Annotated in this window: 19 protein-coding genes; 14 read left to right on the forward strand and 5 right to left on the reverse strand. The window is 54.7% G+C overall.

Translation table 11 applies throughout. The features are described 5' to 3' along the window. From ACMHXI_RS18360 to ACMHXI_RS18410, 11 genes are all read left to right on the forward strand, one after another. Positions 1-1,590 (forward strand): type VI secretion system Vgr family protein (locus ACMHXI_RS18360; protein ID WP_413735741.1); only part of this gene is annotated, 1,590 nt, incomplete at its 5' end. Next, on the forward strand, positions 1,590-2,147 hold the full coding sequence (locus ACMHXI_RS18365) for a hypothetical protein (RefSeq protein WP_109247524.1): 558 nt from the start codon (positions 1,590-1,592) through the stop codon (positions 2,145-2,147). The genes ACMHXI_RS18360 and ACMHXI_RS18365, both read left to right, overlap by 1 nt. A gap of 45 nt (positions 2,148-2,192) precedes the next feature. Then, positions 2,193-3,056, forward strand: coding sequence for a DUF4123 domain-containing protein (locus ACMHXI_RS18370; RefSeq protein WP_413735743.1), 864 nt, complete (start codon positions 2,193-2,195; stop codon positions 3,054-3,056). Further along, complete coding sequence (locus ACMHXI_RS18375) at positions 3,053-5,134, forward strand: phospholipase effector Tle1 domain-containing protein (RefSeq protein ID WP_208184418.1); 2,082 nt, start codon at positions 3,053-3,055, stop codon at positions 5,132-5,134. The genes ACMHXI_RS18370 and ACMHXI_RS18375 overlap by 4 nt, the downstream gene beginning before the upstream one ends. Position 5,135: 1 nt before the next feature. Then, positions 5,136-6,245: a DUF2931 family protein gene (locus tag ACMHXI_RS18380; protein ID WP_413735745.1), complete on the forward strand. Its 1,110-nt coding sequence runs from the start codon at positions 5,136-5,138 to the stop codon at positions 6,243-6,245. A 22-nt stretch (positions 6,246-6,267) separates the two neighbouring features. Further along, on the forward strand, positions 6,268-6,552 hold the full coding sequence (locus ACMHXI_RS18385; RefSeq protein WP_025886893.1) for a type VI secretion system PAAR protein: 285 nt from the start codon (positions 6,268-6,270) through the stop codon (positions 6,550-6,552). Positions 6,553-6,652: 100 nt separating this feature from the next. Then, positions 6,653-7,234, forward strand: coding sequence for a hypothetical protein (locus ACMHXI_RS18390; protein WP_025009963.1), 582 nt, complete (start codon positions 6,653-6,655; stop codon positions 7,232-7,234). Positions 7,235-7,325: 91 nt separating this feature from the next. Further along, positions 7,326-7,913 carry a hypothetical protein gene (locus ACMHXI_RS18395; protein WP_101058210.1) on the forward strand — a complete coding sequence of 196 codons (588 nt, stop codon included), beginning with the start codon at positions 7,326-7,328 and terminating at the stop codon, positions 7,911-7,913. 3 nt (positions 7,914-7,916) lie between these two features. Continuing rightward, positions 7,917-8,999: a rhomboid family intramembrane serine protease gene (locus ACMHXI_RS18400; protein ID WP_025886895.1), complete on the forward strand. Its 1,083-nt coding sequence runs from the start codon at positions 7,917-7,919 to the stop codon at positions 8,997-8,999. A 254-nt stretch (positions 9,000-9,253) separates the two neighbouring features. Beyond that, the gene (locus ACMHXI_RS18405; RefSeq protein WP_025009965.1) at positions 9,254-9,589 is read left to right on the forward strand and encodes a hypothetical protein; all 336 of its coding nucleotides are present in this window, start codon (positions 9,254-9,256) and stop codon (positions 9,587-9,589) included. A 65-nt stretch (positions 9,590-9,654) separates the two neighbouring features. Then, positions 9,655-10,245 (forward strand): CBS domain-containing protein, encoded by a 591-nt coding sequence (locus ACMHXI_RS18410; RefSeq protein ID WP_025886897.1) that lies wholly within the window; start codon positions 9,655-9,657, stop codon positions 10,243-10,245. A gap of 63 nt (positions 10,246-10,308) precedes the next feature. Here ACMHXI_RS18410 and ACMHXI_RS18415 read toward each other — a convergent pair whose 3' ends face one another. From ACMHXI_RS18415 to pntA, 3 genes are all read right to left on the reverse strand, one after another. After that, complete coding sequence (locus ACMHXI_RS18415) at positions 10,309-11,553, reverse strand: alpha/beta hydrolase (protein ID WP_413735749.1); 1,245 nt, start codon at positions 11,551-11,553, stop codon at positions 10,309-10,311. 155 nt (positions 11,554-11,708) lie between these two features. Then, positions 11,709-13,193, reverse strand: a complete 1,485-nt coding sequence (gene pntB / locus ACMHXI_RS18420) for a Re/Si-specific NAD(P)(+) transhydrogenase subunit beta (protein ID WP_025009970.1) — start codon at positions 13,191-13,193, stop codon at positions 11,709-11,711. Positions 13,194-13,204: 11 nt separating this feature from the next. Then, positions 13,205-14,731 (reverse strand): Re/Si-specific NAD(P)(+) transhydrogenase subunit alpha, encoded by a 1,527-nt coding sequence (pntA, locus tag ACMHXI_RS18425; RefSeq protein WP_028780235.1) that lies wholly within the window; start codon positions 14,729-14,731, stop codon positions 13,205-13,207. 433 nt (positions 14,732-15,164) lie between these two features. On the opposite strand from pntA, the gene ACMHXI_RS18430 reads away from it, so the two are divergent. From ACMHXI_RS18430 to ACMHXI_RS18440, 3 genes are read left to right on the forward strand one after another with little or no spacing between them, the layout of a single operon-like run. Continuing rightward, complete coding sequence (locus tag ACMHXI_RS18430; protein ID WP_208184421.1) at positions 15,165-16,979, forward strand: assimilatory sulfite reductase (NADPH) flavoprotein subunit; 1,815 nt, start codon at positions 15,165-15,167, stop codon at positions 16,977-16,979. 32 nt (positions 16,980-17,011) lie between these two features. Next, complete coding sequence (cysI, locus tag ACMHXI_RS18435) at positions 17,012-18,718, forward strand: assimilatory sulfite reductase (NADPH) hemoprotein subunit (RefSeq protein ID WP_144159279.1); 1,707 nt, start codon at positions 17,012-17,014, stop codon at positions 18,716-18,718. Then, positions 18,711-19,472, forward strand: coding sequence for a phosphoadenylyl-sulfate reductase (locus tag ACMHXI_RS18440; protein WP_208184422.1), 762 nt, complete (start codon positions 18,711-18,713; stop codon positions 19,470-19,472). Before cysI ends, ACMHXI_RS18440 begins: the two co-directional genes overlap by 8 nt. A gap of 773 nt (positions 19,473-20,245) precedes the next feature. Here the strand turns inward: ACMHXI_RS18440 and ACMHXI_RS18445 are convergent. Together ACMHXI_RS18445 and ACMHXI_RS18450 are read right to left on the reverse strand one after the other, a co-directional pair. Next, entirely contained in the window at positions 20,246-21,751 is a 1,506-nt protein-coding gene (locus ACMHXI_RS18445; protein ID WP_208184423.1) for a S41 family peptidase, read from the reverse strand. Between the two features lie 71 nt (positions 21,752-21,822). Beyond that, positions 21,823-22,734 carry a phospholipase A gene (locus ACMHXI_RS18450; protein ID WP_037474669.1) on the reverse strand — a complete coding sequence of 304 codons (912 nt, stop codon included), beginning with the start codon at positions 22,732-22,734 and terminating at the stop codon, positions 21,823-21,825. Positions 22,735-22,921 lie beyond the last annotated feature (187 nt).

Genomic DNA, 22,921 nt, shown 5'->3' on the forward strand with positions numbered 1-22,921 from the left:
GCGGAGCCGAAGGCCAAACCACAGATGGCAGGGCCGCAGATAGCGACCGTGGTGGGGCCGAAGGATGAAGAGATATTTTGTGACGAATACGGCCGGGTGAAGGTGCAATTCCCCTGGGACAGATACGCCAGGGGTGACGAGCACGGCAGCTGCTGGATACGGGTCAGCCAGGGCTGGGCCGGTGGTCAGTATGGCTTTATGGCGCTGCCGCGGATAGGGCATGAAGTGATAGTGTCGTTTCTGGACGGCGACCCGGACCAACCCATCATCACCGGCCGGGCCTTCCATGCAGTGAACCAGGTGCCTTACGCGCTGCCGGCCCACAAGACCCGCACTGTGCTGAAGACCCAGAGCCACAAGGGCGAGGGCAGCAACGAGCTGAGGTTTGAGGATGAAGCGGGGGAAGAGGAGATTTACCTGCATGCGCAGAAAGACCTGAACCTGCTGACCGAGAATGACAGACACGAGCATATCAAGCACGACAACCACCTGGATGTGGACAATGAAAGGCGCAGCCGCATCGGCGGTAACGACCATCTGACGGTATTGGGCGAGTCCCGCCAGCAGGTAACGGGTGACAAGAGCCTGATAGTGGATGGCAGCCAACAGATCAAGGTTGCAGACAAATACCTGCTGCAGGCCGGGCCGGAAATTCAACTGAAAGCCGGTGCCAAGATAGTGATCGAGTCCGGTGCCGAAGTAACGCTTAAGGCCGGTGGCAGTTTTGTCAAAGTCGATCCGGCCGGGGTGCATCTTTCCGGCCCAGGGATCAACCTCAACTCAGGGGGCAGCCCAGGCAGTGCCAGTGGTTTCAGCGGTTTGGCACCTGTGTTACCCGGCGCGGTTGAACAGGCAATATTGCCTCAGGGGGGAAGTGTTCCCCTATCTGCGCTGTTGGTTGCCGAGGAGTTCGCCGCGCCTGCGGTGCAGGTGTGCCCGCTGACCGAAGAGGCGGCTCAAGCTCAGGCGCAAAGCTCTGCTGAGACTTCAGCTGAAGTCGATACGGCAGAAACAGCAGACGCTGCGACCGGTGGCGGAGCGGCATCTGCAGTGGTGCCCGGTGCCGCTGATAGTCAACAAGCTGAAACGCAGCCACAGACCGAAGAGACTGAAGCCGAGCGTTTTCGCCGTGAAGTGATCCGGCCGACGCTGGCAAAACTCGATGTGGTCGATGAAGATGCTGAAATTCTATTGCTGGGGACGGCAGCTCATGAGAGCCATCTGACCATGAGAGATCAGATGGGTAACGGACCCGCCAAGGGGCTGTACCAGATGGAACCGGCGACCCACAATGATATCTGGGACAACTTCCTGAAGTATAAGTCGAAATTGGCGAAGAAGGTTTCGGCACTGCAAGGCTCGGATGACAGACTATCCGAGCTGCGCAACAATGATGAATACGCCACCGCCATGGCTTATGTGCACTATGCCAGAGCCAGATTCAGAACCGGAGAGGCCTTCCCTGATGGTCAGGATATCAAGGCGGTAGCCAAATATTGGAAGCAATACTACAACACTGTGCTTGGCAAAGGCACAGTGGAGAAATTTGAACAGGACTGGTGGCGTATCACCGGTAAGGCAGACAAATAATGAGGCAGTTGGTATTAGCTTGGGTGTTGCTGTGTTGCGGTGCGATTCCGGCTTGGGCAACAACAGCAGAAAACGGTTTTTCCCAGAAGTCAGCGGAGGCGAGTTTAACGCTTGAGTTGCGGACTATCGCCAGAGTGGATGTCTCCGCCCTCTGGTTTACCGATAGCGAAGGCGATCGCATGCCCACCGCGGAGCTTTATCTGACGCAATATAATCGCCAGGGTTATCCGCGGATCATCGACGGTTTCACAGGCCATACCCCCCAATTGCAAGCGGTTGATCTCGACGGAGATGGACAAGTTGAGATTCTGCTTAGATACAAGGCAGGCGGGCATCAGACCCTGATGAATGTTTATCGGCTCAAGGGCAATCTGCTGCGGCGACTGCCTTCCGATGATTTGGTATCGGATAGAGATGGAATAGAACTGCAGTACACCTCCGCCGGAGAGCCAAGAATCAGAGTCATCAGCGGCAGAGATACAAATACTGATAAGGCTTTGCTGGTTACCACAGATTACCGCTTGCAAGATGGCAAGCTGGTTGAAGCCAAGGATTGATTGCTGCCGAAGTCGCCGTGCGGCTTTGGTTATCAAGGAGTGGAAATGTTTGTGCAACGGAATGACACCCTGAGTGAATTAGGCTATTGGCTGCTTAATCCCCTGGCCAATGAAAAGCTACTGCCCGCTTATTATCAACAGGGCGGCGTGGATGCCGTGCCTTTGTTTCAGGGCACTTTGCTCGAGTCCCATAAGGATAAGGGGCCATGGTTGGTGCCGGCACGGCCGGAATTGTTGCAGCAAGCGCCATTTGCCGATTGTCCTATTCTGGCGCTGGAGAGTCATTTGCCCAGGCCGCAACTGCTTGCCCACTTGAAGAGCCTGCTTCTGGCTGCATGTGATGGTGAACGAGTGGTATTCCGCTTCTATGACCCCAGAGTGCTGCAACCTATGCTGCCGCGCTTTAGTCAAGTTGAGTTGGGGGCTTTTCTGGGGCCGATAACCCGTTTGAGCTTTGTCGGCAAGCCGTTGCCAAGCGGCAACAGCGACGACCCTATGGATGAGGCGCAGCATCTTGACCCCGCCAGCCCCGTTAAGGCCCAGCATGGCAGCATTGTGGTGCAGCACCCGGGCGAGCCCGGTTATACCGAGCATGCGGATATCTGGTGGCAGATGAAACCCGAGCATCTGGCCGGACAAAGCGACATCCAGCGCCATATATATATTGTTGAGCGCCAGTTATGGCGAGAGTTGCATCCCTTGATGAGTCAGCAACCCAAGCGGCGGGAGATCATTAAGGCGGCGATTCTGCGGGGTCGTGAACAAGGGGTGGATGAAGAGGATATCCCTGTGTTTGCTGCCGCGCGTCTGGGGCGCAGTGTCAACTATCCTATGCCGGCGATCGCCCAAGGAATGAGATTGAATCAACAGGACTTTTTGAATTTGGCTAAATGGATGGAGCATGCATGAGTCAGCACACTATCCCCTGTGAAACCTTAACCGACTGGATTGAAATCGACTTTCGTGATGAAAGCAATCAGCCCTTATCCGGGTTAACAGCCACTGTTACCGATGCCGCCGGCAACAGTCGACAGCTCAAGTTGACGGGGGGGCCGCAACTGATCACCTGCTTGGCGCCGGGGGCGGTGACGCTGACTTTTGATACCAACAGCTGGCTCAAGGCTGTGATGTCCAGGCGTCCCCTGAATGCTGCCGAAACCTCCGCCGTGCCTGAATATGTTAAGGCGGCCAAGGGCTTCAACAATACGGCTAAACAGCATTTGCAGGCAACGGTTGGTGATTTTTGGCAACAGCCGCCCACAGCAGCCGTGGCCGAGCGCCATCAAGCCGGGAAAGGCAAGAGTGGTGCGATAGAGCTGCTCAGCCGCAACGCCTATGTGGTGGAGATCCAGGCATTCAAATGGTTAACCGTGCGTATGGGGCTGTTTTTCGATGGCACAGCCAACAACACCTATAACGTTGATTGGGGCCGGCAACAGCAGGAGCGGGCGGCGCATTACTGTATGAACCGCTTCTCGGTGGAGTCACAGGAGCAGGCCCTGGAGCTGGCGGCTCAGTGTCAGGCACCCATGCCCAAGGCGATGGAGAATCTCAGTGCCACCAATGAATACACCAATGTGCAGAAACTTGAGTGGCTTTACGCCAATCAACTCTATGGCGCGGGCCTTTTGCAGTTTGGCTTGTATGTCAAAGGGATAGGTACGTCTCTGGAAGAGCCGGCGAACGGTATAGATGATGATGATGCCTTTGCCGGGGTGGCAGCCGGACGCGGGGATAACGGTGTTGAGTCCCGGGTGGAGCAGGCATTGAATGATGTCTGTCAGAACAAGCTCAAGTCGCAGTGGGGCCGCCTTGCCAACCAGTATGATGGCGTAGGCAAGTTTGAGTTTGATCTCTTTGGTTTCAGTCGTGGTGCAGCGGCGGCACGTCATTGCGCCAACATGGTGCTCAGGGAAAAAGATAACCTGTTCCAGGCCGCGCTGGCGAAGCATTGCAGCGATGTACCGCAGCGCTCGGATATGGACTGGCAAAACAATGAGCATTGTCAGATCCACTTCGTCGGTATTTACGATACCGTCGCCGCAATTGCGACCCTGTGGGACGGCATAGATCCCCATGATGAACACAATGGTGATGTGAAGCTCTGGCTGGATCCCAAGCGGGTGAAGAAGGTGGTGCATCTCACTGCCAATCCAAGGGATGAGTTCAGGTATAACTTCTCGCTCAATAGTCTCAACAACGCCTCTCGAAACCCAACGGCCCCCTTCTTTGAGGCTGTATTGCCCGGGGCACACTCGGATCTTGGCGGTGGCTACTATTCACGCCAGTTTTTCGATGGCAAGGTGCAGTCCTACAACCCGCTGTTTACCGAGACCAAGCTGGTTGCCGCCTATCACAGCCGCTTGCCGAAAAACGCCGTCAGCAGCAATAGCCCAGTGGCCTTTGGTCAAGGGGACGATCCGGCATTGACCGCCAAGGTGATGGCCTCCAATGCAGGTAAAAAGGTGCTGCGGGAAATCGACCGTTTGGTCACCATGAACTGGTGTCAGACCTCGGACTTGAGTATCGATTATGTGGTCAGGCCTGTATTGCAGGGCAACAAGAACAGGGAGCCGGAAGAGAGGGTAACGGTGAAGCTGACCATGACGCGGATTGTTGAAGGGGATCTGTCACGCCTGTATCTAAGGCTGATGGCCGGTTTGGCCAAGTTCAGCGGCGTGAACTTTGATGAAGGCGCCTTCGAGCAGAAATGGGGTTCGGACAGCAGCTACAAGGTGGAAGATCTCAACAGTCACTTTAACCTGCTTGGCCGTTCATTCGCCGCTATTTGCGAAGAGGTATTGCAGCAGGCGATGCAGGGGCAACTACACCCGTTGCTTGGCGATGAATCTTTCAGGCGGGCACTGAGGCCACACTTTATTCACCACAGCGCCGATGTGGTATCGGTCGCCGGTGGTTTTATCGTGCCTTATATCCCCAACGACGGCAATGCTCGCGCCGTGCACCCGGCCGTAAAAGGGAAATAGTATGCCTATGGGGTTTGCCACAGTACTTCGCCTGTTGTTATTGCTGATGAGCGGCTTTCTGTTTGCCTGCTCGGGAGGCAGCATGAGCGCCAGAGCCGCATCTCAGAGCGAAGGTATTCCCTGGGATATAGAGATAGTGGCGCCTTTTTATTATGAAGTCATGCCCATGGGCAATCCTGTGCCGACTGTCTATGGCCTCAACAGTAAACAGGACTGGACTTCGGTGCATACCGGCTTTCGGCGGATCCCGGACCTCAAGACCCATAAGGCCAATGCCCCCGGAGGGCTGGATCCCTGGACACTGGATTTTTGTTTCAACTGCATCAGCAGTTTTTATAACGCCGATGCCTATGTTCAGCCGCCGGAAGAGATATTTATCCGCTATCTGGCGCTCACTGAAGAGCGGGTCTATGAACTGAGTTTCCGCCTGCCTGATGAGTTGCAGCGGCAGATGTTGGCCGCGGCAACCGGCGATAATGACAGTGGTAAAACTTGTCAAACCGGCATTTTATTTGGCTTGTTGCCGGGCGGCGAAGCCAAGGTTTGGCTTGCGGTTTGCGGTCGTTATCAGTACCTGCGTCAGGCCCAGGCTCAGTTTGGCCCCATGACACTCGATGCAAGCGACAGGGATTATCGCCAGTATATGCTGGCCATTGAGGGGCAGAGGCGCAAAAATGCCGCGTCCGCAGAGCCTTTGCTGCCTGTCCGTCCTGAGAGGCTGGAGTCGATGCGCCAAAGTGGCCCGGGAATGGAGCAAGAACCGATGTTGGTGAGCGATAGCCGCTGCTGGGCCGATAAGCCCGAGCGCCCCTTGAGCCCACAAACGCCGCTTAGTCGGCAGCAACAACGATGGCTCAGCCGTTTATGGCTCGATGCCAAGCCGCTGCTGGATAGCATTGAACTCTATTACAGCTTGCCGCAGGCGGTCACTCTGGCCTGGGAGGAAGCCGCCGCCAAGGGCCTGAGTCCAAGAGAGTCTGAATTATGGGTGCTGGCCAGAGTGGCTGCATCATCGAGCGGCGAGTTGGCACCCTTGGCAGCCAGGCTGCAGTTGACAGATACAGAGCTTGCCTTGGTGCAGCAATGGGCAGATGAATTTTGCGGACGTTAATCAAGGTATTAAGGAGTCAGTTATGGGTAATGCCGTTAAGTTGGGCGATATAGGGACAGATCATGATGGGTTTCCACCCACGCCGGTGACTTCGGCCTCTTCCACGGTCAAGGTGGATGGTATTCCGCTGGCACGTCAGGGCGATTCATTGGCCCCCCACGACAAGCCCAAACATCCGCCGCACCCTCGTACCATTGCCGCGGGTTCGGGCAGTGTTTTTATCGATGGGAAACCCGCCGCCAGAACCGGCGATGCGGTTGACTGCGGTGGTACTCTGGTGGGCGGTGGCACTGTGAATATTGGTTGAGATCTGAGGGGTAAAAATGGCCCATGGGACTGGCTCGTTGCAGTGGCCTTCTGTATGATGGCGGCCTTGAAAATTCAGTCAGTTCCACAGAGGTATCGAAATGGAAGTCAATCAAGAGCAGAGCCAGCGTCGCGGCGCCAAAAAGATCAGATTTGATAATCAGGAGTTGGTGAAAACCAGCTTTTGGGTCAGCCAAATTTTTATGATTATCGCCACTGTTGCCGGGGTTTATTTGGCGGCGCAGGAAGGTCTGTCACAGGCGATTAAGTTTGATAGCCTGACCAATATGCAGAACAACTATCATCTGCAACATTCTCTCTATGAAGAGCTGAAAGACAATGTCACTGTAATGACAGAGTATGCTGAGCGAATAGAGAAAGAAAAACCTTATAATATCAAAGAATATCATCCAGTTATGGCGGACTTTGTCTGGCAAAACATGAAGTATTCTGCCTACACCCTGGAAACCCCCAGCGATATCCTCTCCGGTGCCCGTCGTTTCTACATGGGCTCTGAAGATATTGTCGGCAAGATTGAACGTAAGTTCTATGGCCCAAGCTTTGGTACCAAACAACTGAGAGTGCTGATTGAAGAGGTCGAAACCAAGACCTTGCCCAAGTTGGAGCAGAGCTATAAGAAGATGGCCGACGAACTGAAACGTGCCGGTATGGATGTAAACTGACAACTCCGGTTGTTGCTTGGGAATCGGCCGACGGATAACTGAGTTTCCCTGGCTCACAATGACAGGTTAAATACCATCATTGGGAGTTGCTATGGAAAGGAAATCTGAGCCGGTATCAAACGGCCGTAAAATTCATTTTGACAATAGTGAGCTGGTGAAAACCAGTTTCTGGGTGAGCCAGCTGTTGATGGTGCTGGCAACGGTGCTGGGCGTTTATCTGGCGGCGCAGCAGGGGCTGTCACAGGCGATTAAGTTTGATTCTCTGGTCAATACCCAGAACAACTATCATCTACAACGTGCCTTGTATGACGAAGTGCGGGATAACTTGCAGACGCTGGAAGCCTATATGGCGGACATAGATAAACTCAGACCGCTGGACTTGCGGTCATTGCATCCCCAGCTTAGCGATTTTGTCTGGCAAAACATGTATTACTCGGCCAATGCACTGGAAACACCGGCTGAGATCCTGACCGCTATCCGCAGGTTCAGAATTGAATCTGCCCAGCTGATTGAAAAAATGGAAAAGCAAGAGTTGAGCCGCGGTGTCGCTACAACCAGGTTAAGAGCCTTGGTAGGGAAGATTTCGGCCGATACTCTGCCTAAGCTGCAACTGAGTTTCCAGCGTATGGAGCTTGAGTTGCAGCGTAGTGGCATGGATGTGAATATCACAGAGGAATAATCCATGAGTTTAAAATGTCCCGGGTGTCACAGCGAGTCGATGCGCACCTTTGAGCTTTACGGTGAGCAGGTGGACAGCTGCAATCAATGTGAAGGCATCTGGTTTGACAACGGCGAGCTTAACGGTGCGCTGTCAACAGCCGACAACGGCAACGATCATGTGCGCATCGAGGAGTCGCTGGGGCCGCACCTCGGGCTTTCCAAGCGCCAGTGTATGCACTGTGAAGAACAGATGCACAGATACCATCTGATGGACGGCTATCAGATAGAGCTGGATGTCTGCCACAGTTGCAGTGGGGTTTGGGTCGACAAGGATGAAAGGGATAAGGTGGTGCAATCCCCAAGGCTGCAAGGGCTACTGGCCGAGCTGAATGGCAAGATCAGTGTGAAGACCTGGCTGTTTCAGTTTTTGTCGCAAATGCCGGTGGAGTTTAATCTCAAAACCCGTTCACAACCCGCCATCACCTACCTGCTGCTGGCACTCAATATCATGATCTTTGCCGCCTATGGCACAGACTTGGACATAGCCGATACCGTATTTGCCAACTTTGCCCTGCGGGCCGATGAGGTGTTGCACGGCAGCCATGTATGGACCCTGTTCAGCCATATGTTCCTTCACGGCGACTGGATCCACCTGGCGGGCAATATGTACTTCCTCTATGTGGTTGGCGACAATCTGGAAGACGCCTTGGGACGCATGAGATTCCTTGGGCTTTATCTGCTTTGTGGCCTAGCGGCTGCGGCGGTGCAGATTATTGCCGATCCCGGTTCCAATATCCCTATGGTGGGTGCCAGTGGTGCCATTGCCGGCCTGTTCGGCATGTATCTATTGTGGTTCCGTCATGCCAGCCTGACCTTTATGTTTGTTATCTACCAGAAGAAGCTGTCGCCTATGGCTTTCTTTGCCATCTGGCTGGTATTCAACGTGGTTGGTTTGATGATGGCCGGTGAAGGCGTGGCTTACTGGGCTCATATCGGTGGCTTTGCCATGGGACTTATCCTGGGGTTTGGCCTCAAATCCAGAGTGATGCAGCAAAATCCCTTGCTGGCGATGCTTAATGAGCCAGAGGTGAAGATCCGTCGCTGAGTTTCAGCTAGGTTCGTAGGTAAGGTGCGAATAAGTCCTCGTGCCACTCTCTGATGCAGAGAGTGGCTTGCACAGCAATTGGCGTTCAAGGCATTCGACTGAAGGCATGCCGGGGCCTGTCGAAGTCGGCCTTCTCTAATAAACCCCAGTCAGTTCTCTGAGCGGGGTTTATTTTTTACCGCTGAAAAATATTGCGCTTTTTTCCAAGGCAGTGTTATTGTCCGCAAATGGGTGTTTTGAGATCTGGATCACAGATGAGCCGAATCGAGAGGTGGTTTGCATTATTGCTGGTCAGTATTTTGCTGACGGGCACTCTTGCTGCTATCCCTAAGGCCCATTCTCAGCAGGTTTCTCTGGTACCGGTTTCAGCCTCAATACCTCTGGCGGTGCAGGGAGATAATTCCCAAGGCCTGTTCCTCAAGACGCTGACAGATTCTCAGGAGCCGACGCTTCCGAAACAGAAATCTACTCATCTGGCGCCTTCGGCCGAGTTGGTACTGCGCTTGCCGTCGCTGGAGTCATTGCAATCCCATGCACTGCATGTATTTCCTCAGGCACAGACCCGCGCACCGCCATTAGACCTCATTTGAAAACCGTCTTTCGGGTTCGCACTAATGCGAAGCCCGGCAACCCAGTTTCCAAGTGAGGTAACAATATGAAAACACTTCATCCTTTTGCGATTGCCAGCAACGACAGGCTGCAAGCCTCTGCTTTAGCCAATCAACTCAACCCTTATGACAATGCCTTAGAGGCCATGATGGACTTCAGCCACAGTGCGCGTATGGTCATCAGTGCCGATATGCCGGCGCCTGATGCCTCAGCCCTGATGCAGAGTGAACACAGCGCATTGCACTTTGTCATTAATGCACGTCATGAAATGTTGGGCATCATCACCCAGGAGCTGTTGGCGCCGGACAATCTGCTCAAGCTTGTCGACAAGGCCCATCAACCTTCCTCCTGGACGGTATTTGATTTGATGCTGCCAAGGGAGCAACTGCAGGCACTGGCCTATGATGAGGTTGCCAACGCCAGTGTCGCCGATGTGTTGCAGAGCCTGCGTCACAGCCGCGAGAACTATTTTGCTGTGGTCGATACCCAGACCCATCAGATCCGCGGATTGTTGAGCCTGGCCGATATCAGCCATCGTTTGAATGTCGGCCAGTTGAGGGAAGACAAGGGCGGCAATCTGCTGAATATTCTGCGGCAGATAAACACCAGTCATGGCTTGGTTCAGCAGATAGCCTGATTTCGGCGCTGTTTCCAATAATGTGAATGATAAAGGCCCGGTAGCCTTGGCGCGCCGGGCCTATTACTGCAGTTCCCACCACTCCCAACTTTCCAGTTGATAGGCTTCGGCCAGTTCCAGCGCCTTGGCATGAGCTGCTTTTGCCCCAAAGCTGTCGCCTTCAGCCGCCAGTGCCAGGCTCAGTTGTTGCTGCCAATCAGCCTGGGTTGCGCCCGCTTTTGAGGTCATCAGCAAGAGTTCCTTGGCCAGCTTAAACTCGCCCCGGTTGTTGAGCACTTTGGCAAAGCCGGCACTCAGCTCTGCAAGATCCTCTGGAAACTGCTTCTTGGCCAGGGCGAGCACTTCGGCCATCTTTGATTTCTGCTCACTGTAATAGAGATACTTTCCCAAGGTGTAGGCCTGCAGCCAGTCGAAATGAAAGCCGCTCCAAAGTGTTTTCTTGGCCTCAAGGTGCGCCAGTACCGCTTCGTAATCGCCAAGCTGTATCAAGGGGCCAACATCGGTAAAGTAACCTGGCGTCAGGCTTTCCAGCCCGGCAAGCAGCGCCGGCATGGCGGTGCTGTAGTGCGTCTCTGAGTGAAAGAAACGGTAGTCGAAGTGCCATTCGGGCGCCTGCTCAGCGAGCAGTTTTCTGAATTCATCCACACCCATGCCTTGCTCGTTGGCCAGAGAGAGAAAAAGCCTGGGGTAGGCCGATGTCTGCCTAGGCTGTTTCAGCCAAGGAGCTGCCCGCTCAAGCAGCGCCATGTTGTCGTACCAGATGCTGGGACTCATGGCGAGAAAGGCACTGAAAGGACTCTTGGATTGCAGCATCATCTGCAGGCTCAGCAAGCCACCCAGAGAATAACCGGCAAGGGCATTGTGGCCCGAGGTGCGGTAGTGTTTGTCGATATAGGGCACGAGTTCCTGTTGCAGGTGGGCGAGCATTTTGTCGCTGCCGCCAAAGTCTGCGCCCTCAGCCGATGGCCAGGTGGTGGAGTAGAGGTAGTCTTTTTGCCCCTGCATGGCGATACCCACTACTATCATGGGCGGTATCTTGCCCATTCTGGCGAGGTTATTGACTGCAGCAGAGACATGGCGGAATTGGAAGTCGGCATCGACGATATAGAGCACGGGATAACGGCGACCAGTGTCTTGGGTGGCATGGTAGCGTTCCGGCAAGGACAGCATCCAGCGCCGCTCGCTTTGGTAGACCTTGGATGCCAGAGTATCACTGTAGCCATAGAGCAAAGGCTCTGGCTTGGCCAGGGCGACTGAACTAAAAAGAAGTGCCGGCAATAAAGCCAGCAGCGGCAGCCTGAGTTTCATGGTTCATCCTTGGTTGTTTTTTAATTTTGTACCTGAATAAACTCCTGGAGGAAAGTGGCTATAGGCACGACCACTGGCAGAGGCAAGCACAAGGCAAAAGAAGAGGGAGCCATCAGGCTCCCTCTGTTAGTCATGCTGTAGCTGCGATAGGCCGCTTAGAGTGATTTCAAAATCGCTTCTACGCTGGCCTTGGCATCACCGAACAACATCTGGGTGTTGTCTTTGAAGAACAGTGGGTTCTGCACCCCGGCATAACCTGTGTTCATCGAGCGTTTGAAGCCGATGACATTGCGGGCCTTCCACACTTCCAGTACCGGCATGCCGGCGATTGGGCTGGAAGGATCTTCAGTGGCCGCCGGGTTAACCGTATCGTTGGCACCTATCACCAGTACTGTATCTGTGTCTTCGAAATCATCATTGATCTCGTCCATCTCCAGCACTATGTCATAAGGCACTTTGGCCTCGGCCAACAGCACGTTCATATGGCCCGGCAGGCGTCCGGCAACCGGATGGATACCGAAGCGCACCTTAACCCCCAGATTACGCAGTTTCTGGGTGATCTCGGCCACGGGATATTGTGCCTGGGCTACCGCCATGCCGTATCCGGGGGTGATGATCACTGAGCTGGAGTTTTTCAGCAGCTCGGCCACATCCTCGGCTGTGGTTTCACGGTATTCGCCCATCTCTTCATCACCGCTGGAAACGGCGCCATCGGTACCGAAACCACCGGCAATTACAGAGATAAAGGAACGGTTCATCGCCTTACACATGATGTAAGACAGGATGGCACCGGAAGACCCCACCAGGGCACCTGTAACGATCAGCAGGTCGTTGGACAACATAAAGCCCGCCGCTGCGGCCGCCCAGCCAGAGTAGGAGTTGAGCATGGATACCACAACCGGCATGTCGGCGCCGCCTATGCTGGCTACCAGGTGCCAGCCAAAGGCAAAGGCTATCAGTGTCATGATCAGCAGAGGCCAGATGCTGCCACCTACGTTGACGAAGTAAATCATCAGCAGCAGGGATACCACAACCGCCAGCAGGTTGAGCTTGTGGCGATGAGGTAACATCATCGGCTTGGAGGAGATAATGCCTCTGAGCTTGCCGAATGCCACCACAGAGCCGGTGAAGGTCACGGCACCGATGAAGATCCCCAAGAAGACTTCCACCAGGTGGATGTTGAGCATGGCACCCGTCATGGGTTCATGCGCTGCCGAGGCGGCGGCTTGCTCTATGGCTGCCCTGGCGGCTTCCAGAGTGGCATTGAGGTCATTACCGACAGTGACTATTACTTCGTTCATCGCCTGTGGGTGCAGGCCGAGGAAAGAGTTGAAACCCACCAATACGGCGGCCATACCCACAAAGCTGTGGAGAATGGCGACCAGCTCAGGCATTTCTGTCATCTCAACCTTGAGCGCCAGACGAATACCTATGGCACCGCCTATCACCATGGCGAGAATGATCCAGTGAACACCATTGGTTTCGGGATTCAGTATGGTAGCGATCAAAGCGATCGACATCCCTATGATCCCAAACAGGTTTCCATTTTTTGCAGACTCCTGCTTCGATAAGCCGGCGAGGCTTAAGATGAAGAACAGGGCCGCTATGATATAGGCTGCTGTTACCAGTCCTTGAGACACGATATACCCCCTTAATCCTTACGGAACATCTTCAGCATGCGCTGGGTGACGGTAAAGCCACCAAAGATGTTGATACTGGCAATCAGCACGGCGATAAATGCCAGTGCGGTCATCAGGGCCGAGCCCTGGCCAACCTGCAGCAGTGCACCTACCACAATAATGCCGGAAATAGCGTTGGTGACTGACATCAATGGCGTATGCAGCGCATGAGTCACGTTCCAAACCACGTAGTAACCCACCACACAGGCGAGCACGAATACAGTAAAGTGCGACAGGAACTCAGCCGGAGCCACCGAGGCTACGGCACCGAAGGCGGCCACACCCAGAGCGCCCAAAATATACTTGAGCTTGGATGGCGCTTTCTCTTCTGCTTTTTTCGGCTCGACTTTGGCAGCCGGTTTCTTAGGCGCCGCGGTCACAGAGATCTGTGGTGGCGGGAAGGTGACTTCACCTGCCTTGACGACCGTCATGTTGCGCATCACCACGTCTTCAAAGTCTATGTTGGCGTTGCCGTCTTTCTCCTTGCACATCAGCTTCATCAGGTTCACCAAGTTGGTGCCGTAAAGCTGGGATGACTGTGCCGGTAAACGCCCTGGCAGATCTGTGTAACCTATGACTTTAACGCCATTGTCGGTCACAAAGAGTTCGCCGCTTTGGGTGTATTCGCAGTTGCCACCGGTAGCGGCCGCCAGATCCACTATCACAGAGCCAGGCTTCATGGAGTCGACCATCTCTTTGGTGATGAGCTTGGGCGCAGGTTTGCCTGGAATAAGTGCTGTGGTGATGATGATATCCACTTCCTTGGCTTGCTCGGCGAACAGCGCCATTTCAGCCTTGATGAATTCATCAGACATCACTTTGGCATAGCCATCGCTGGAAGAACCGTCTTCCCCGCCGAAGTCCAGCTTGAGGAACTCACCGCCCATGGACTCGATCTGCTCGGCCACTTCCAGACGGGTATCGAAGGCGCGCACTATGGCGCCCAATGAACCGGCGGCACCAATGGCGGCAAGACCGGCAACCCCGGCACCTATCACCAACACCTTGGCCGGTGGGACTTTACCCGCGGCAGTGATTTGGCCGGTAAAGAAGCGGCCAAACTCGTGGGCAGCTTCCACCACGGCGCGATAACCGCCGATATTGGCCATGGAGGAGAGGGCGTCGAGGGACTGGGCACGGGAGATCCGCGGCACCATGTCCATCGCCATCACGTTGATGTTGCGTTGTGACAGCTTTTCCACCAATTCAGGATTCTGGGCCGGCCAGATAAAACTTACCAGGGTGGCACCATCTTTGATTTGGCTGATTTCATCTTCGGTTGGCGCGTTGACCTTAAAGATCAAGTCGGCCTGCCATACATTCGGTACCACACTGGCACCGGCGGCTTCGAAGGCGGCATCACTGAAGCTGGACAGCGCACCCGCGTCTGCTTCCACTGCCACTTCAAAGCCGAGTTTTTTAAGTTGCTCTACCGTTGCCGGGGTCGCAGCGACCCGGGTTTCACCGGCGAGACTCTCTCTCGGTATTCCAATCTGCATGACTATTCCCTGATGGTTGATAAACAAAATTCACCCCGCCAAAACTCCGCTGGCAGAGTGAAAGAATGCAAGTCTGTTGACCTGGACTCGGGGACTGGTCTTTCCCTTCCATTGGGGACTTCCTGAAATATTCTCAGGAACCAAGCCCGCTCATGAATGAAATCCTGGGTGTGGGGTACAGATATTCCCTTCATGGCACCTAGCGTGCTTTTGGCATTGTCGCAAGTCTTTCAATGGAAACAAGCTCATATTCTTCATGTGGTGTGTTTCTCCACTGGTCAGAGCAAATTCTTTGCGCCAGGCCACACTTTTGTAGCTTAATTTTTATACCATGCATATTCCTTATTGATATAAAAAATTAAATATTATTCTTTTTTGCTTTTCGATGGCGGGGCTAAGCTTGCTGACATTACTCTGTCACCGGGCCGTCTCAATGTTACTGAAAGAACTCTCTTCACTGGCTTCGCCACTATCAGCGCCACAAGTGGATAAGCTTAAACAACTCACCGCCGAGCTCAGCCCGCTGCAGCTGGCATGGGTCAGTGGTTATCTGGCCGCCAGCGCTCAGGGGCAGGAGGGCGCTCCCACCCAAAGCCAGAGCGGGCAAACTCTGACCATACTCTATGGCAGTCAGACGGGCAATGGCCGGGGTATCGCCAAGGCGTTGGCCGCCAAGGCTCAGAGTCCGGGCTATGGCGTTAACCTGGCATCTATGGGCGAATACAATGTCCGTAACCTCAAGCAGGAAACCCTGCTGGTGGCCGTAGTGAGTACCCATGGTGAAGGTGAAGCCCCCGATGATGCCATTGAGCTGCACAAGTTTCTCGGCTCCAAACGCGCCCCCAAGCTGGATAAGCTTCAGTATGCGGTTCTCTCTCTGGGAGATTCCTCCTATGAGTTTTTCTGCCAGACAGGCAAAGACTTCGATGCTCGCCTGAGTGCCCTCGGGGCCAAGCCTTTACTGCCGAGAGTGGACTGTGATGTGGACTATCAGTCACAGAGCGACAGCTGGCAAACCGAACTCCTCGAGCGGGTTAAGCCTCTGCTGCAGGCGGCCGATGGCGCAGCGACCAATGTGGTGTCCATCAATGCCGCCAATCTTGGTATCAATAGCAATACCGGCCAGGAGTATGACAAGCAAAACCCTTACAGCGCCGAAGTGATAGTCAGCCAGAAACTAACGGGCCGCGATTCACTCAAGGATATCCGTCATCTGGAAATCGATTTGGGCGAGTCGGCCATCAGCTATCAGGCGGGTGATGCGCTGGGGGTCTATTTCCATAACGATGAGGCTCTGGTGGCTGAAATTCTCGAGGCGCTGGCGCTGGAGCCGGATACCCGGGTCCAGCTTGGCGCCGAGTCTTTGGCGTTGCGTGATGCCCTGATTGAGCACAAAGAGCTGACCCAGCTCTATCCCGGTCTGGTGCAGTTTTGGGCCGAAACCGTAGAAAGCGGCGAGCTGCTTACTATCAGTCAAGACAAGGAGCAGACCCGGCAGTTTATTCTCTGCCACCAACTGGTGGACTTGGTGAAACGTTACCCTCTCAATGGTGCCAAGCTGGATTCGGCCCAGGCTCTGGTGGACAAGCTGCGCCCCATCACCCCAAGGCTTTACTCCATCGCCTCGAGTCAGAGCGAAGTGGAGTCCGAAGTGCATCTCACCGTGGCGCTGGTGGAAGAGGTGCGTGACGGCCAACGCCGTTTCGGCGCCGCGTCTCACTTCCTGGCCCGGGCCGAGGAGGGGGCTCAGGTGCGGGTGTATGTGGAACCCAACAAGCACTTCCGCCTGCCCGAAGACCCACAGACGCCTGTGATCATGATAGGCCCGGGAACCGGTGTCGCGCCATTTCGGGCCTTCATGCAACAAAGAGTGGCCGAGGGCTTGGCCGGCGACAGCTGGCTGTTCTTCGGTAATCCCCATTTCGAGCAGGATTTTCTCTATCAGACCGAGTGGCAACAGTATCTCAAGAGTGGCGCCCTGAGCCGGATCTCGCTGGCCTTCTCCCGGGATCAAACGGAGAAAGTCTATGTTCAGCACAAGATTAAACAACAGGCCAAAGAGCTGTGGCAGTGGCTTGAGCGCGGGGCTCATATCTACCTGTGCGGCGATGCCGAGCGAATGGCCAAAGATGTGCACCAGGCACTGCTGGAAGTGGCCATGGAGCAAGGCGGTTTGACGAGCGAGGCCGCCGAAGCGTTTCTCGATGAATTGCGCAGCGCCAAGCGTTACCAGAAAGATGTCTACTGAGCTGAAGAACCTAGGAATAAAGAGATAAGGCCATGAGTGAGCAGAAATTATCCGCCAACGAGCATATCAAGACCGACAGTGACTATCTGCGCGGCACCATACGTGAGGGCCTGGGCACGGAAGTGACAGGCGCCTTCAGCGACGACGATCAACAGTTGATCAAGTTTCACGGTTTCTATCAGCAGGACGACAGGGATCTGCGCAACGAACGTAAGGAGCAAAAGCTCGAGCCGCTGTACAGCTTTATGCTGCGAGCCCGGGTGCCGGGTGGTGTCTGTACTCCAGAGCAGTGGCTGGGTGTGGACAAGATAGCCTCGGAGCTTACCAGCTCCAACAGCATACGTTTGACGACCCGGCAGACATTCCAGTACCACGGTATCCCCAAGCGCAACCTGAAAACCATTATTCAGGGGCTGGACAGGGAAGCGCTGGACTCGATTGCCGCCTGTGGTGATGTGAACCGCAACGTCATGTGTAACCCCAACCCGGTAGAGTCCAAGCTACATCAGCAGGCTTATTTCTGGGCCAAGAAGTTGTCGGATCATCTGCTTCCACACACCCGTGCCTATGCCGAAATTTGGCTCGATGAGGAGAAGCTGCTCAGCACAGAGGACGAGCAGCCAGCCAAGGTCGAGCCTGTGTACGGCAAGACCTACCTGCCGCGTAAGTTCAAGATGGCGGTAGCTGTGCCACCGGACAACGACGTGGATGTTTACACCAATGACCTGGGTTTTATTGCCGTGGCGCAAGAGGGCGAGCTGGTGGGCTTCAATCTGGTGGCCGGTGGCGGTATGGGCTCGACCCATGGTGAAGTGGAAACCTTCCCGCGGCTGGCCGATGACTTTGGTTTTATCAAGGCCGAGGACACCATTAAGTTTGCCGAGGCCGTGATGACGGTGCAGCGCGATTGGGGTAACCGCAGCAATCGTAAACGCTCCCGTCTCAAATACACCATAGTGGATCACGGCTTTGAGGCCTTTAAGGCCGAGGTTGAGAAGCGCGCCGGGGTTAAGTTCGCCCCCAAGCGTGAGGTGGTCATAGGGGATCGCGGCGACAGATACGGTTGGGTTAAAGGCATAGACAACCACTGGCATCTGACCCTGTTTATCGAAGGTGGCCGGGTGAAGGATACCCAGGGTAAGTTGTTGCAGACCGGGCTTCGGGAAATCGCCAAGATACATAAGGGCGATTTTCGGATGACTTCCAACCAGAACATCATCATCGCCAAAGTGGCGGATGAGGATAAGGCTGAAATCGAAGCACTGGCACGTAAGCATGGCCTGATGGGGCAGGTGATCACCGCAACCCGTGGCCATTCTATCGCCTGTGTGGCGCTGCCGACTTGCGCCCTGGCCATGGCCGAAGCCGAGCGTTATTTCCCCGAGTTTATCGACCATGTGGATGCGCTGCAGGCCAAGCACGCCATAAGCGAACAGGCGATAGTAGTGCGCATGACGGGCTGCCCCAATGGCTGTGCCCGCCCCTTTGCCGCCGAAATCGGTTTTGTGGGCAAGGCCCCTGGGCGCTACAACATGTATCTGGGCGCCAGCTTCGAAGGCACCCGATTGAACAAGATGTACCGTGAAAATATTCAGGAAGCCGAAATCCTCAGCGAGCTGGATAACCTGTTTGGTCGCTATGCCGCCGAGCGCAAAACCGGCGAGAGCTTCGGTGATTTCACGGTGCGCGCCGGAATAGTAAAACCTGTATTGGACGCAGCGAGGGACTTTCATGGCTGATACCACAAGTTTATTGCACAGCGCCGAGGCGCTGCTGGCCTTGCTGGATGCGCCGGCCGCTGAGCAGCAAAGCGCCCTGGCTGCCATCAATGGCTATCTTGGCGGATTGAGTGCCGAGGCGCGGATCCAATGGGCCCTGGCCCATTTGCCTGGGAGCCATGCCTTGTCGTCCAGCTTTGGCATTCAGGCGGCAGTGATGTTGCATCTGGTGAACTCGGTGCAGCAAGACACGCAAGTGATCTTGACCGACACCGGCTACCTGTTTCCCGAGACCTACCGTTTTATCGATCAACTGACAGAACGACTCGGACTCAATCTCAAGGTCTATCGGGCCGAGACGAGCGCCGCCTGGCAGGAGGCCAGATTCGGTAAGCTTTGGCAGCAGGGGCTTGAGGGGCTGGAGCAATACAATCGCATCAACAAGGTGGAACCGATGCAGCGGGCACTGGCTGAGCTGGAAGTTGGCACCTGGTTTGCCGGTTTGCGCCGTTCCCAGGCATCGACCCGGGAAGGGTTGCCGATTTTGGCCATCCACGGCAAGCGCTACAAGATGCTGCCGATTATTGAGTGGAACAACAAACAGGTGCATGACTATCTCAAGCGCTATGACTTGCCCTATCACCCCCTCTGGGAGCAGGGTTATGTCTCTGTGGGTGATACCCATTCGAGCAAACCCCTGGAGCTGGGGATGACAGAGGAAGAGACACGTTTCAACGGGCTAAAACGCGAATGTGGATTGCACTACGAGATCTGATTTGTGGCCGCTGTCGTCAGCGGCTTTTTTCTGCCTGTGGACAAGTTGGAAGGATTGTCATCTTGTGGTCATCTTGGAGTGTTAGGGAAGGTGCAAACAAGTCCCATGTGTGCTCTGCGTCGGCTTACGGGCCTGGATGCAAGGCGTGGTTCGCAGCAAATGGCCTAGTCCTTTGCAAGAAGCACAGCACAGCAGACAGGTCTGTAAGCCACGCCCTTCGGGGCTTTCACAGCAACCGGCTTTCTGCGTTATCCGACTTTGACAGGCCCCAGCATGCCTTCAGTCAGATGCCTTGAACGCCAATTGCTGTGCAAGCCAGAGTGCCACGAGGACTTATTCGCACCTTCCTTAGTCTTGGCAATTCTGATTGTTAGTGCCTTTGGATAATCGGAACTCATACTTTAGTACATATTTGTTCACAGGGTTATGCACAGGATGTTTTTCTGGTTTATAATCCAAAGTTCCCGCTGGGGAAAGTGTGATATGCCATTCTGTATCGGGTGTTTTTATGAAACATCGGCTTAGCGGCAGGCAGTGAAGTCGGCAATACACATTAAGACGGCTCGCCCTTATGGCATCGGTTGCCCAGGTTTTTCAGCAGTCGGTCGCGAGTGACCCCGAGCTTTGATTGGCTTGCTGGCGCAGCTTCAAAGCACTCTCCGTGTCCCGGATAGCCCGATCACCCTTTCATGGGGCTATCCGGGAATTGTTTCTTCCTTGCTTCAATCCTCTTTGACTCAATCTCCCGCAGGCTTTTATCCCTGCTGGGCTTGTTACTGCTGATCTTTTTCTGATTGATGGTCCTCTACTTGAGTGCTCTCTGCTTGAGTGTCTTTTGTCTGAGTGTCCTCCGCCTGAGTGTTCTTGGATTGCCCTTCTGCAGAATGCTGCAGGCTTTGCTCCGGAGAGATGAGAGACAGCAATCCCTGCCATTGCAAGGGTTCATCTGTTGGCAGTTGCAGATCCGGCTCTGTGCCGATGCCGGAAAGCAACTGGCCATAGCCGTCATAGCCAAGCGAGGCGCTGATACTCAGTTGCAGGCCACTGGCTGGCAGGGTGAAATGATGCAAACGCCCCAGATCGCCACGGGTCGGCTCGCCGACCAACAGCGCCCTGCGCCAACGTTTGGCTGCATAGGCAATCCATTCACACTCCTGGCGGCAATCCGGGCCAATAAGCAGTACCAGGCGTCCCGAGTCAGGCACAGGCGCAGCAGCCAGCTTGGGGATAGGGCGGGCATACCAGTTACTCAGGCTGGGCAGGGGCTGGTTGTCCAGCGCGGCCCGCACCGGCGGAAACGGCGCGAATTGGGCGAGCGGCTCAAAGTGCAGTGGCCGCAGAAAGTCGCGCCGTAGCTGCGGTGAGCGGCGGTAGCGGCCATAGCCCAGAGGTTGGCTGCTGAGCCCATTGTGATAGTTGCCGAGAAATTGCAGCAGGCTGTCGCTGAAGCCTCGGGCGTGGCGCAGATCCAGTACCAGGGTGTGATTGCTCATCGCGCGCAGCAGATCTTGTTGCAGCTGAGGATCTGTCTCTATTGCGTTGAGATCCGTCAGGCTAAACAGGGCTGTGTCAGGCGCCAATTGTTGCCAGCTGGCCAGAATGGACAAAGGGGCACTGCGAAACTGCAGCGGTACTTTCACCTCTATGTTTTGCGGCTGGAGATCGGCGCCATAGAGAGTCAGCAGCACCTCTTCTTTGACCCTGAGTCCCATCTCCCGCCTTAGCAGATCCAGCTGTTGCAGCCAGGGCATCTGCATCTGCACGCTATTTTGCTGCTCCGGTGGCAGGAAGCGATTGGCAATCTTCTGCCAATGGCTGATGGGTAGGCCGTCGATATGGCTGATAAAAGGCGTGTCACTTTGAAGGGGCTCGTCTCTGTCATTGAGGGCCAGCCACTTGTCTTCCATGGGCCTGAGCCTGAGGGGCAAGACGCCGGAAGGCAACGCCGCTTGGCTGAGTCGAATGCCCGGGTCTTTCAACTCTCCCAGCAGCTTGTTGACTTCGGCGGTAAAACGATTGATGGCAATGCTGTCTCGGTATTCCTGTTTCAGCCGTTGCAGCCGTTTCTCGAGCCGGGATTCAATGTCCGGATCCAGCACCATAAAGGCTGAGTGCTGCTGCAATTGTTTGAGCAACACAGTCAGATCGGCCTTCATCTGCCTTTGGCTAAGCTGCTCTTTTTTCGGTGGCTCCGGTAGCAGGAATCGTCCCAACTGCAGACTGGAAATCAGCAGCAGGAGAATAAAACAGCTAACCACTTCACGGAATCCCGGCTTCATATCACTCCCTGATATCAGCCTCTGAACCAAGAGATGGCGCAGAGGCAGTCATCGAGTTTGTTCTTGGCGGCTCAAAGAATATCGTTGATGGCGACACCTATGCCTATACGCTGGTTATGGGCGTTATAGTCGATAAGGCTTTCGCCGTAGCCATTGAAGTATTGTGCATACAGACGCAGGTTACCCAAGATGGGGTAACTCCAGGTAAATTCCACTGCGCCGCGGTTGGGGCTTTGCAGATTGTTACGCAACATCAGGCTGAATCTGTGGTCGTCTATGCCGTAGACACCTGTCAGCTCGAAGTGGCCGAGGTAATCACTGATATCCGGGTTGTCGTCGCCACGGGGATCGCCCTCATATTCTTTTTCACTTTCCGGGATCCGCCACCACACCTTGGCCGCCAGCGCTATAGGGCCCTTGTCGAACACCATGGTGCCGTAAATGCGGTTCCAACTGCGGGACAGATCGCCTGACTTGCCATTGGATTGATGCACGGCGCCAAAGCCCCAGAAGGAGTTGGTGAAGCCGGCTATTTTCCAGTCGTTGTTGAACAGCATAAAGAGTTCGGGTTCGTGGTTGGTTTCCCGAAACGGCGAGGAGATATCCTTGTTGTATACCTGCCACCAGGATTGGTTGGTATAGGCGAAAAACAGGTGACCATTGTCGCCAAACACGTTGTACATCAGCGGGAATTTAAAGCTTATCTGAAACTTGGCTTCATATTCGTCCAGGGTATAACCCTCTTCAGCCGCTTCCGCCGCAAAGGGGGTCATATTGGGTGACGGGTTATAGGTGACCGGCAGTATATAGTTGACCTTGTGTGGAGTGATCACAAAGGGCCGCTCTGAGGTTTCCAATTCCTCTTTTACCCTCTGATCGACCAGTGAAGGCTTGCTGTCTTCGGCGGCATAGAGTTGGCTGGTCGGCAGTATTGCCAGGGCCAAGGTCAGGCCGCTGAGGCTGGAACGGATTTTGGTATACATATTCTTCCCTGTTGTCTCTGAGGCTTGATGGAGTGCCCGGCAGTTGCTTTGGCTTGAGAGTGTAACATCCCGGCTTTACTGTGCACATTCCCATCCCAAGCCGTTGTCACCGAGATAAAACTATAATTTTTTGCCATAAGTTAGTGCCAAAAGCGGCAGTAGACAATAGGAAATTTCAGCAATCCAC

The sequence above is a fragment of the Shewanella sp. BJSY2023SW005 genome (assembly GCF_047314585.1).
GTDB lineage: Bacteria > Pseudomonadota > Gammaproteobacteria > Enterobacterales > Shewanellaceae > Shewanella > Shewanella algae.

Excerpts from the sequence above, each read along its gene's own strand:
- ACMHXI_RS18365 (WP_109247524.1), top strand. The coding sequence starts at position 1,590 with ATGAGGCAGTTGGTATTAGCTTGGGTGTTGCTGTGTTGCGGTGCGATT.
- ACMHXI_RS18395 (WP_101058210.1), top strand. The coding sequence starts at position 7,326 with ATGGAAAGGAAATCTGAGCCGGTATCAAACGGCCGTAAAATTCATTTT.
- ACMHXI_RS18370 (WP_413735743.1), top strand. The coding sequence starts at position 2,193 with ATGTTTGTGCAACGGAATGACACCCTGAGTGAATTAGGCTATTGGCTG.
- ACMHXI_RS18385 (WP_025886893.1), top strand. The coding sequence starts at position 6,268 with ATGGGTAATGCCGTTAAGTTGGGCGATATAGGGACAGATCATGATGGG.
- ACMHXI_RS18430 (WP_208184421.1), top strand. The coding sequence starts at position 15,165 with ATGTTACTGAAAGAACTCTCTTCACTGGCTTCGCCACTATCAGCGCCA.
- ACMHXI_RS18390 (WP_025009963.1), top strand. The coding sequence starts at position 6,653 with ATGGAAGTCAATCAAGAGCAGAGCCAGCGTCGCGGCGCCAAAAAGATC.
- ACMHXI_RS18415 (WP_413735749.1), bottom strand. The coding sequence starts at position 11,553 with ATGAAACTCAGGCTGCCGCTGCTGGCTTTATTGCCGGCACTTCTTTTT.
- ACMHXI_RS18445 (WP_208184423.1), bottom strand. The coding sequence starts at position 21,751 with ATGAAGCCGGGATTCCGTGAAGTGGTTAGCTGTTTTATTCTCCTGCTG.
- pntA (WP_028780235.1), bottom strand. The coding sequence starts at position 14,731 with ATGCAGATTGGAATACCGAGAGAGAGTCTCGCCGGTGAAACCCGGGTC.
- ACMHXI_RS18450 (WP_037474669.1), bottom strand. The coding sequence starts at position 22,734 with ATGTATACCAAAATCCGTTCCAGCCTCAGCGGCCTGACCTTGGCCCTG.
- cysI (WP_144159279.1), top strand. The coding sequence starts at position 17,012 with ATGAGTGAGCAGAAATTATCCGCCAACGAGCATATCAAGACCGACAGT.
- ACMHXI_RS18380 (WP_413735745.1), top strand. The coding sequence starts at position 5,136 with ATGCCTATGGGGTTTGCCACAGTACTTCGCCTGTTGTTATTGCTGATG.
- ACMHXI_RS18405 (WP_025009965.1), top strand. The coding sequence starts at position 9,254 with ATGAGCCGAATCGAGAGGTGGTTTGCATTATTGCTGGTCAGTATTTTG.
- ACMHXI_RS18440 (WP_208184422.1), top strand. The coding sequence starts at position 18,711 with ATGGCTGATACCACAAGTTTATTGCACAGCGCCGAGGCGCTGCTGGCC.
- ACMHXI_RS18375 (WP_208184418.1), top strand. The coding sequence starts at position 3,053 with ATGAGTCAGCACACTATCCCCTGTGAAACCTTAACCGACTGGATTGAA.
- ACMHXI_RS18400 (WP_025886895.1), top strand. The coding sequence starts at position 7,917 with ATGAGTTTAAAATGTCCCGGGTGTCACAGCGAGTCGATGCGCACCTTT.
- ACMHXI_RS18410 (WP_025886897.1), top strand. The coding sequence starts at position 9,655 with ATGAAAACACTTCATCCTTTTGCGATTGCCAGCAACGACAGGCTGCAA.